The following is a 10,686-nucleotide window of genomic DNA, read 5'->3' on the forward strand; positions in this document are numbered from 1 at the left end:
AGTTATTCACAATACTTGTGAACGAATAGAGATAACGATATGGTGTAGTACGTGAGCCATGTACATACCTTTATTTATTTTCGACAAAAAAGGAGGGTGATGATGGAAAATATCACTGATTTATGGAACAAGGCTTTGGGCGAAATTGAAAAAAAGTTAAGCAAGCCGAGCTTCGAAACTTGGCTGAAGTCAACGAACGCTCATTCGCTACAAAACGACACACTCATTATTACAGCTCCAAATGAATTTGCTCGCGACTGGTTAGAATCACGCTATTCAAACTTAATATCAGAGACATTGGATAGTATTACCGGAACGAAATTATCCGTGAAATTCATCATTCCACAAAATCAATCTCAAGACGAGATCGACCTAGAGCAGGCTTCTAAGAAGAAAGCAAGGGTTGCCGCAGAACAATCAGAAGAAAATTTATCTCAAAGTATGTTAAATCCAAAATATACGTTCGACACATTCGTAATTGGATCAGGAAACCGCTTTGCGCATGCTGCATCACTTGCTGTAGCTGAAGCACCTGCTAAAGCGTACAATCCATTATTTATTTATGGGGGAGTTGGACTAGGGAAAACGCACTTAATGCATGCGATTGGTCATTATGTAATTGACCATAAACCGAATGCAAAAGTGGTTTATTTATCTTCAGAGAAATTCACGAACGAATTTATCAATTCTATTCGTGACAACAAAACAGTTGATTTTAGAAACAAATTTCGAAATGTAGATGTATTGCTAATTGATGATATTCAATTCTTAGCTGGAAAAGAACAAACCCAAGAAGAATTTTTTCATACATTTAATGCTTTACATGAAGAAAGTAAGCAAATTGTTATTTCAAGTGATCGACCACCTAAGGAAATTCCGACACTTGAAGACAGATTACGATCACGTTTTGAATGGGGTTTGATTACGGACATCACTCCGCCAGATTTAGAAACACGTATCGCAATCCTCCGCAAGAAAGCCAAAGCGGAAGGGCTTGATATACCTAATGAAGTGATGCTATACATCGCAAATCAAATAGATACGAATATTCGAGAATTAGAAGGCGCGTTAATTCGAGTTGTTGCGTATTCATCACTTATTAATCAAGATATGAACGCAGACTTAGCAGCAGAAGCACTTAAAGATATTATTCCTTCTTCTAAACCAAGAACGTTGACGATTCATGATATTCAAGAAATGGTTGGAGAAAAGTTCGATGTTCGTTTAGAGGATTTTAAAGCAAAGAAGAGAACCAAGACAGTTGCATTTCCTCGTCAAATTGCCATGTATCTTTCTAGAGAAATGACTGATTTTTCATTACCAAAAATCGGTGAAGAATTTGGTGGAAGAGACCATACGACTGTCATTCATGCACATGAAAAGATATCAAAATTAATTGCTTCTGATCAGCATTTCCAAAACAAAATAAAAGAAATTCGCGACGCACTGAAAAACTGAACTGTGAACAACTGTTAATAACATGCTTTTTCCGGAACATCTTATTCACAACCTGTCCACATGTGGATAACCTTGCTGTGAAGGGGTTCAGCTACTTATCCACAAAATCACAGGCCCTACTATTATTACTGCTATATTTTATTTATTAATAAAGAATAATATGTCTCCGAAATTGGATGAATGAGATTGAGAAAAGAGAGCGCCAATTCTCTCTGTTGAGGAGGAAAAGATTCATGAAATTCATAATTACCCGAGAACAGCTGGTCAACAGTGTACAAGATGTTATGAAAGCTGTTTCTACTCGAACAACGATCCCCATACTTACTGGAATTAAGATAGAAGCACATGAGGATGGAGTTACGTTAACAGGCAGTGATTCAGATATCTCTATAGAACGTTTTGTACCAGCAGAAGAGGATGATCATGTAAATGTCACGATCGAAAAGCCTGGTAGCATCGTTTTACAAGCGCGCTTCTTCTCTGAAATAGTTAAGAAACTTCCTGATTCGAAAATAGAAATTGAAGTATATGATAGATTTTCTACCCATATACGATCAGGGTCATCAGAATTTAATTTAAATGGATTAGATCCTCAAGAATATCCACGATTACCGGAAGTGCAAGAAAATAATCGATTCAGCATCCAGGCAGACCTTCTAAAAACATTGATACGACAAACTGTATTCGCAGTGTCCGTGTCAGAAACACGCCCTATCTTGACAGGTGTAAACTGGCGAATTGAAGACAATGAATTAAAATGCGTCGCGACAGATAGTCACCGACTTGCATCGAGAAGTGCTACGGTAGAAGCATCGTCTGAGGATATGGATTTTTCAGAAGTCGTTATTCCTGGCAAGAGTTTGACAGAGCTTTCTAAGATTTTGGATGATTCGAGTGAATTGATCGACATTATTTTGACGGAGAGCCAGGTCTTGTTTAAAGCGAAAAATATTCTCTTCTTCTCAAGATTGCTCGATGGGAATTATCCAGACACATCTAAGCTAATACCAAATGATTCAAAAACGGTCATGATTGTGTCAACGAAGGAATTTCTTCAAGCGATTGATCGTGCCTCATTACTTGCTAAAGAGGGAAGAAATAATGTCGTCAAGCTTTCAACAATGGACCAAGACCAAGTTGAAATATCCTCTAACTCACCAGAGATCGGGAAAGTATTCGATCATGTGAAAACCGAATCGTTAGAGGGAGACGAATTAAAGATTTCTTTCAGTGCAAAATATATGATGGATGCTCTAAAAGCGATGGATTGTTCAGAAGTACAAATCCAATTCACTGGGGCAATGAGACCATTCGTCCTCAACCCAATTGAAGAACGATCCATTACACAACTGATTCTGCCAGTTAGAACTTATTAATTCATAGGAAGAGCTACTAGTGACGAAAGAAAGATGTCCTAGTAGCTTTTCTTGCACAAAAGGTGCTTATGCTTTTCTAAATAGGAGGTGTCAGAATAAATGGATATTCAAATTACGACAGAATATATAACGCTTCAACAACTACTTAAACAAGCAGATGTGATTCAATCCGGTGGAATGGTAAAATGGTATTTAGCAGAACATGTAGTGTTAGTGAACGACGAACCCGAACAGCGTAGAGGAAGGAAATTGTATGAAGGTGATACGGTGACTCTACCAGGAACAGGATCCTTTGTCGTAACACGTTGAATGGGGGATTCCCTTTGCATTTAAAAGAATTACAACTGAAAAACTATCGAAACTATGAAACCCAAGAAATTAGCTTTCAAGATCATGTGAATGTTTTCATTGGTGAAAACGCTCAAGGCAAAACAAATATCATGGAGGCGATTTATGTTCTAGGTTTCGCAAAGTCCCATCGTACACCTCGTGATAAAGAATTAATACGTTGGGACTCTGAGTATGGTAAAATAGAAGGTAGGGTCCAAAAACGGAACGGACCATTATCATTACAAATCGTTATTAGTCAAAAAGGGAAAAAAGCAAAATATAACCATATCGAACAGCGTAGATTGACCGATTATATAGGCGCATTGAACATCGTCATGTTTGCACCTGAGGATTTGAACTTAGTCAAAGGCAGCCCTCAGGTGCGACGTCGTTTTATTGATATGGAGATTGGCCAAATCAGTCCTCTATACTTACATCATCTCAGTCAATATCAAAAGATCCTACAACAGAGGAACCATTTGTTGCGTGATTTACAACGAAGACGTAAAGAAGAACAAGAAATCATGTTAGATATTTTAACAGAACAGCTAATTGAGCATGCTGTGAAAATTGTTTATAAACGTCATGAGTTTCTTCAAATGCTTCAAGAATGGGCTTCACCTATTCATTCGGGCATTACCCGAAATCAAGAATCACTAGAAATTCAATACAAATCTTCTGTACAGGTATCAGATTCAGCTGATATGACGAAAATAATAGAAGAATACGAAACAAAATTTGATAAAATAAAAGAAAAAGAAATGGATCGAGGTACAACCTTGGTTGGTCCACACCGAGATGACCTCGCACTCTATGTGAACGACAAGGATGTTCAGACATACGGATCGCAGGGTCAACAACGGACGACAGCTTTATCTTTGAAACTAGCTGAAATTGAGTTGATTAAATCTGAAGTTGGTGAATATCCACTTCTATTGTTAGATGATGTATTATCAGAACTGGATGACAACCGCCAGTCCCACTTATTGAATACGATTCAAGGAAAAGTACAGACATTTGTCACCACTACCAGTGTAGAAGGCATTGAGCACGATACATTGAAGAGTGCAAGTCTATTTAACGTTGAAAATGGGACAGCGGCTTTAATAAAGTGAGGTGAGCAATCCTTGTTTATTCATTTAGGCGAAAATGTCGTCGTGCAATCGAGAGATGTGGTTGCAATCTTCGACTATGAAATTGCAAAGGAATCAGAGGATACGCTTGAATTTCTTAACTATCATAAAGAGCATCAAAATCTAGAGACGATTAGTGACGAATTGATCAAATCGATCGTGCTGACCACTCAAGAAGTATTTTTGTCTCCCTTATCTTCAATCACTCTGAAACGACGAGCGAAAATCAACAATAATTTCGAAAAACTGTTAAACAGTTAAATTCGGAAATCATATATGAGATTTTAAGGATGTTCGAAAAAAGAAGCAGGTGAAAAATATGAGTATTGACCAAGATTTACAGAAACAATCATATGATGAAAGCCAGATTCAAGTTCTCGAAGGATTAGAAGCAGTTAGAAAACGTCCGGGGATGTATATTGGATCGACGAGTAAAAGGGGACTTCATCACCTTATTTGGGAAATCGTTGATAATAGTATTGACGAAGCACTAGCAGGTTATTGTGACGAAATTCGTGTAACCGTAGAAGAAGATAACAGTATTACCGTTCAGGATAATGGACGTGGAATTCCAGTAGGTACCCATGAAAAAATGGGCAGACCAGCTGTAGAAGTTATTATGACTGTCCTGCATGCCGGCGGTAAATTCGGTGGAGGCGGTTATAAAGTTTCCGGGGGACTGCACGGTGTTGGTGCATCCGTTGTTAATGCTTTATCTTCTAAGCTTGAGGTAAAGGTGCATCGTGATGGGAAGATTCATTATCAGATGTTTAACCGAGGTGTTCCAGCTGCAGACCTTAAGGTGATTGGTGAGACTGATATTACTGGAACAGTTACTCATTTCGTTCCTGATACTGAAATTTTCACAGAAACACAAGAATACGATTTTGAAATCTTATCCCATCGTTTACGAGAACTCGCATTCTTGAATCGCGGGTTGAAGATCATTGCCGAGGATAAACGGGGCGAACATGCAGAGCACGTTTATCATTATGAAGGTGGTATTAAGTCTTATGTCGAGCACATTAATCGTTCGAAAGAGACGCTTCATGAGCCGATTTTCGTAGAAGGTGTACGAGATGAGATCTCTGTTGAGATTGCAGTCCAATACAATGACAGCTTTGCAAGTAACTTATATTCATTTGCAAATAACATTAACACGCACGAGGGTGGAACCCATGAATATGGTTTCAAAACATCTTTAACTCGTGTCATTAATGATTATGCGAGAAAGAACAACCTCTTGAAAGAAGACGGAAACCTTTCAGGTGATGATGTACGTGAAGGTTTAACTGCAATTATTTCGATTAAGCATCCAGACCCACAATTTGAAGGACAAACGAAAACGAAGTTAGGGAATGCAGAGGCACGGACGGTTACGGAGTCTGTATTCGGTGAAAAGTTCTCTCAATTTCTATATGAAAATCCTTCAGTAGCGAAACAAATCGTTGAAAAAGGAAGCATGGCATTACGTGCAAGACTAGCAGCGAAGAAGGCTCGTGAATTGACGAGACGTAAAAGTGCATTAGAGGTTTCTGCACTACCTGGTAAGTTAGCTGATTGCTCCTCTAAAGATGCTGCTATTTCAGAAATCTATATCGTAGAGGGTGACTCTGCGGGAGGTTCCGCTAAGCAAGGACGCGATCGTCATTTCCAAGCGATACTTCCTCTGCGCGGAAAGATTATTAACGTTGAAAAAGCACGCTTAGACAAAATCTTATCTAACAATGAAATACGTGCGATCATCACGGCTTTAGGTACAGGCATTGGTGAAGAATTTGAACTATCAAAAGCGCGTTACCATAAAATCATCATCATGACGGATGCGGATACAGACGGAGCTCATATCCGAACGCTATTATTGACGTTTTTCTATCGATATATGCGCCCATTGATTGAACAAGGATATATTTACATTGCTCAACCACCTTTATACAAGATTCAACAAGGTAAAAAAGTGATGTATGCTTACAACGATAAAGAGAAAGAGCGCATCATGAATGAGATTCCGAAATCACCTAAACCAGGTCTTCAGCGTTACAAGGGTCTTGGTGAGATGAATCCTACTCAACTATGGGAAACGACGATGAATCCCGAAGAACGGACCACCTTACAAGTCGAACTACAAGACGCTATTGAAGCGGATGAGATATTCGAGATCCTTATGGGTGATAAGGTAGAACCACGCCGGGATTTCATCCAGCAAAATGCACAATACGTAAAAAATCTCGATGTATAAATCGAATTCGTAATACAAGATAGACAATGAAGTGTAATTGGAGGTAATCGGGAAATGACCGATATCGAACAATCTCGAAAGAAAGAAATAAACATTAGCGATGAAATAAGAACATCGTTTATGGATTATGCGATGAGTGTAATCGTCAGTCGTGCTCTTCCAGACGTTAGAGACGGTTTGAAGCCTGTTCATCGCCGAATCCTATATGCTATGAACGACCTCGGTATGACTGCAGATAAAGCATATAAGAAATCTGCTCGTATCGTTGGTGAAGTAATCGGTAAGTATCACCCGCATGGTGATACTGCTGTTTACGATGCAATGGTACGTATGGCTCAAGATTTCAACTATAGAAATATGTTAATTGATGGACATGGTAACTTCGGTTCTGTAGACGGAGATGCTGCTGCGGCAATGCGTTATACAGAGGCTCGTATGTCTAAAATTGCTATGGAAATGGTCCGAGACATCCATAAAGATACGATTAATTATCGTGAAAACTATGACGGTAGTGAACAAGAGCCTGTTGTCCTACCAGGACGTTTTCCAAACCTACTCGTAAACGGAGCAGCGGGTATTGCCGTGGGGATGGCAACGAACATACCGCCCCATCAACTAGGTGAGGTCATTGATGGCGTACTTGCTTTAAGTAAGAATCCTGATATGGAAATAACGGATTTAATGGAATATATACCTGGTCCAGACTTCCCAACAGGGGGAGAAATCCTTGGCCGTGAAGGCATTAAACGTGCGTATCATACAGGTCGAGGTTCCATCATGACGCGTGCGAAAGCACATATTGATGAAAAGGAAAATGGCAAAAAAGCAATCATTGTCACTGAAATTCCTTATCAAGTCAACAAAGCAAAACTAATTGAAAAAATTGCGGAGTTAGTTCGGGATAAAAGGATTGAAGGAATTTCAGACCTGCGAGATGAATCCGATCGAACTGGAATGCGCATCGTCATAGAAGTTCGAAGAGATGCAAACGCAAATGTTCTTTTAAATAATTTATATAAACAGACAGCTCTTCAAACAAGCTTCGGAATTAACTTACTTGCATTAGTTGACGGGCAGCCGAAAGTACTGAATTTAAAGGAATGTCTGCATTACTATTTGAAGCACCAACAAGAAGTTATTCGCCGTCGTACACAATTCGAATTGAAGAAGGCGGAAGCGCGCGCACATATTCTCGAAGGATTAAGAATTGCACTCGATCATATTGATGAGATTATTGCGTTAATTCGAGGATCCCGTACGACAGATATCGCACGTGAAGGATTGATAGAGAAGTTCTCATTATCACACGAACAATCTCAAGCGATTCTTGATATGCGACTACAGCGTTTAACAGGTTTAGAACGCGACAAGATCGAAGATGAATATAAAGAGCTAGTTAAGTTGATTGAAGAACTACGTGCGATTCTAGCTGATGAAGAAAAAGTGCTTGAAATTATTCGTACTGAACTTCTAGAAATTAAAGATAAGTTCAACGACGTCCGTAGAACAGAGATCACAATAGGTGAAAACGCAATTGAGGACGAAGACTTAATCCCTCGTCAGCAAATTGCGATTACGGTTACACATAATGGTTACATTAAACGTCTACCTTTATCGACATACCGTGCTCAAAAGCGTGGCGGTCGAGGAGTTCAAGGTATGGGAACGAATGATGATGATTTTGTTGAACATCTACTTTCGACAAACACCCACCATACCGTCCTTTTCTTTACAAACCTAGGAAAGGTATACCGATTGAAAGGGTATGAAATTCCTGAACTCGGCCGGACGGCAAAAGGAATTCCAATTATCAATTTACTTCAAATTGAAAAAGGCGAATCAATCTCTGCCATTATTCCTGTTGAAGAGTTTGTAGATGATTGGTACCTATTCTTCACGACGAAAGACGGGATTTGTAAGCGATCGCCATTATCGGCATTCGCCAACATACGTCGTGGTGGTCTCATTGCACTGAACGTACGTGAAGAGGATGAGCTGATCGGTGTCAAACTAACTGATGGTGAGAAAGATATTATCATAGGAACCAATAGTGGAATGGCTGTTCGTTTCCATGAAACCGATGTTCGATCAATGGGAAGAACCGCAACGGGTGTTAAAGGGATTTCTCTAAGAGAAGGTGACGCTGTAATCGGTATGGAACTTCTTTCTACTGAAGAAGAGCGTGATATCTTAATCGTTACGGAAAAAGGATTTGGAAAACGGACAATCATGGATGAATACCGTGTCCAATCACGTGGTGGTATAGGGCTTCGAACTTGTAACATTACTGATAAAAACGGTAATGTCATTGCACTCAAAACCGTTACCGAAGAACAAGAAATCATGATCATTACGACAACAGGAATCGTCATTCGAATGTCTGTCGCCGATATTTCACAATACGGACGCAACACACAAGGTGTTCGATTGATTAAATTAGGTGATGGTGTCGAAGTTGCAACCATAGCAGTTGTTGACCCTGTTGACGAAGAAGAAGAGCATGAAGAAGAAGCAGAGTCACTTGGGGAAGAGTCCAATGAAGAAGAAACTTCTCAAGACGATGTTCAAAATGAATCATCAACTACCGATGATAGTAATGAAGAAGAAAAATCTGGTGATGATGAAACAAATGAAGAGTAATTAAGACGGAGGAAAATCTTTTCCTCCGTTTCTTACAATACCCACCTTACATATTTTTCAAATTATGATCATAATCGATTCACATGGAACCATGAATTAAAGGGGCGGTTAGGTTGAAAGTTCATGTACATCAATTGCATACAGGTGACATCCTTAGTGAAGATGTTTTCTCACTGACTAGTCGCCCAATAGTAGCGAGTGGAACTGAAATCAGAAATGAACATATTGAAATATTGAAAGCTTTTAACATACAAGAAGTTAATGTAAAACAGGTCCAATCAACTGATCGGCAGCAAACTGACAAATCTGAAGTGAAAGAAGAAATAACAAAACGTGACGCAGACTTCTATATGATATATACAAAAGCTGTGTCTCTATATAAGAAACAATTCAACAATTGGCAGGCTGGAATGCCGATTGATTTGTATCAAGTTCGAAAAGAAATCGTTCCATTAATAGAGGTAGCATTAGAAAAGCCCAAAACGATTTTATCCCTACATCATTTTTCGAATGTGAAGGAATATATTTATCACCATGCCATTTCGGTAGGCCTCATATCTTCATTCATAGCTAAGAAATTAGGATATACCAAAGGCGATATTATTCAGATAGGTTTAGCAGGGGCATTAATTGATTGCGGCATGTCGAAGGTGCAGCCTAGAATTCTTACAAAAAAGAGTGCACTGAACAAAGAAGAGTATGAAGAAATTAAACAACATCCTATTTTAGGCTATAAAATGCTTAAAGGAATGACAGGGATTAAAGAAAATGTAATTCTTAGCGTTCTTCAACATCACGAACGTGAAGATGGTAGTGGTTACCCATTAGGTACAAAAGGAAACCAACTGGATATTTATAGTAGAGTAGTAGCAATTGCTGATGTGTTTCATGCGATGACATCTGAAAGACTTTATAGAAAGCAGCAATCTCCCTTTAAAGTTCTTGAACAAATGTTACTCGATCAGTTCGGTAAATTCGATCAAGCTATCTTAAATCTGCTTGTTAGGGAACTTTCTCATTTCTCAGTAGGGACGAAAGTTAAACTCACAAATCATCAGGTTGGAGAAATTGTCTTCATTGACCCGCACTCTCATACACGACCAATGGTCAAGATAGATTCGGGAGAAATTATCTCTTTAAAGCAACGAAACGATCTGTATATAGAAGATGTATTATCTTAAAATGAAAGGGAATTTAACCTTTTCATTTTTTTTGCATTTAAGGGTTGATGTTGTTTGCTACGCATGGTATATTATTTATTGTCGCTTTTGAGAGACGACAACAACATTCATTAAAACATTTTAAAAAAGTTGTTGACGAGCTACTCGAGAGATGATATATTAATAAAGTCGCCAAAAACGACAAACAAACCGATAAAACGACAGCGCATTTCGCAGTCGAGTCGGAAATCAGCTCTTTGAAAACTGAACAAAAGCCAAGCGTGAAACACGGGTCTTTTTATAAAGAACCCTGAATCAATTTCGATTTAAAATTATGAGCAAGTCAAACA

8 protein-coding genes are annotated in these 10,686 nt (G+C 38.8%); all 8 read left to right on the forward strand.

What is annotated here, in order from left to right; translation table 11 throughout:
• Positions 1-102 precede the first annotated feature (102 nt).
• The 8 genes from dnaA to L2716_RS15435 all read left to right on the forward strand — a co-directional run bounded on the left by dnaA (position 103) and on the right by L2716_RS15435 (position 10,357).
• Positions 103-1,458, forward strand: a complete 1,356-nt coding sequence (dnaA, locus tag L2716_RS15400; protein WP_236337740.1) for a chromosomal replication initiator protein DnaA — start codon at positions 103-105, stop codon at positions 1,456-1,458.
• Positions 1,459-1,691: 233 nt separating this feature from the next.
• Complete coding sequence (gene dnaN, locus L2716_RS15405; protein ID WP_236337741.1) at positions 1,692-2,834, forward strand: DNA polymerase III subunit beta; 1,143 nt, start codon at positions 1,692-1,694, stop codon at positions 2,832-2,834.
• Between the two features lie 99 nt (positions 2,835-2,933).
• Positions 2,934-3,143: a S4 domain-containing protein YaaA gene (gene yaaA, locus L2716_RS15410; protein WP_236337742.1), complete on the forward strand. Its 210-nt coding sequence runs from the start codon at positions 2,934-2,936 to the stop codon at positions 3,141-3,143.
• 14 nt (positions 3,144-3,157) lie between these two features.
• The gene (gene recF / locus L2716_RS15415) at positions 3,158-4,279 is read left to right on the forward strand and encodes a DNA replication/repair protein RecF (protein ID WP_236337743.1); all 1,122 of its coding nucleotides are present in this window, start codon (positions 3,158-3,160) and stop codon (positions 4,277-4,279) included.
• A gap of 12 nt (positions 4,280-4,291) precedes the next feature.
• Positions 4,292-4,558 (forward strand): extracellular matrix regulator RemB, encoded by a 267-nt coding sequence (remB, locus tag L2716_RS15420; protein WP_236337744.1) that lies wholly within the window; start codon positions 4,292-4,294, stop codon positions 4,556-4,558.
• A gap of 58 nt (positions 4,559-4,616) precedes the next feature.
• Complete coding sequence (gyrB, locus tag L2716_RS15425; protein WP_236337745.1) at positions 4,617-6,536, forward strand: DNA topoisomerase (ATP-hydrolyzing) subunit B; 1,920 nt, start codon at positions 4,617-4,619, stop codon at positions 6,534-6,536.
• Positions 6,537-6,590: 54 nt separating this feature from the next.
• Positions 6,591-9,176 (forward strand): DNA gyrase subunit A, encoded by a 2,586-nt coding sequence (gyrA, locus tag L2716_RS15430; protein WP_236337746.1) that lies wholly within the window; start codon positions 6,591-6,593, stop codon positions 9,174-9,176.
• A 113-nt stretch (positions 9,177-9,289) separates the two neighbouring features.
• The gene (locus L2716_RS15435) at positions 9,290-10,357 is read left to right on the forward strand and encodes an HD-GYP domain-containing protein (RefSeq protein WP_236337747.1); all 1,068 of its coding nucleotides are present in this window, start codon (positions 9,290-9,292) and stop codon (positions 10,355-10,357) included.
• Positions 10,358-10,686 lie beyond the last annotated feature (329 nt).

It is taken from the genome of Pseudalkalibacillus berkeleyi, assembly GCF_021608225.1.
In the GTDB taxonomy this organism is placed as follows: Bacteria; Bacillota; Bacilli; order Bacillales; family Fictibacillaceae; genus Pseudalkalibacillus; species Pseudalkalibacillus berkeleyi.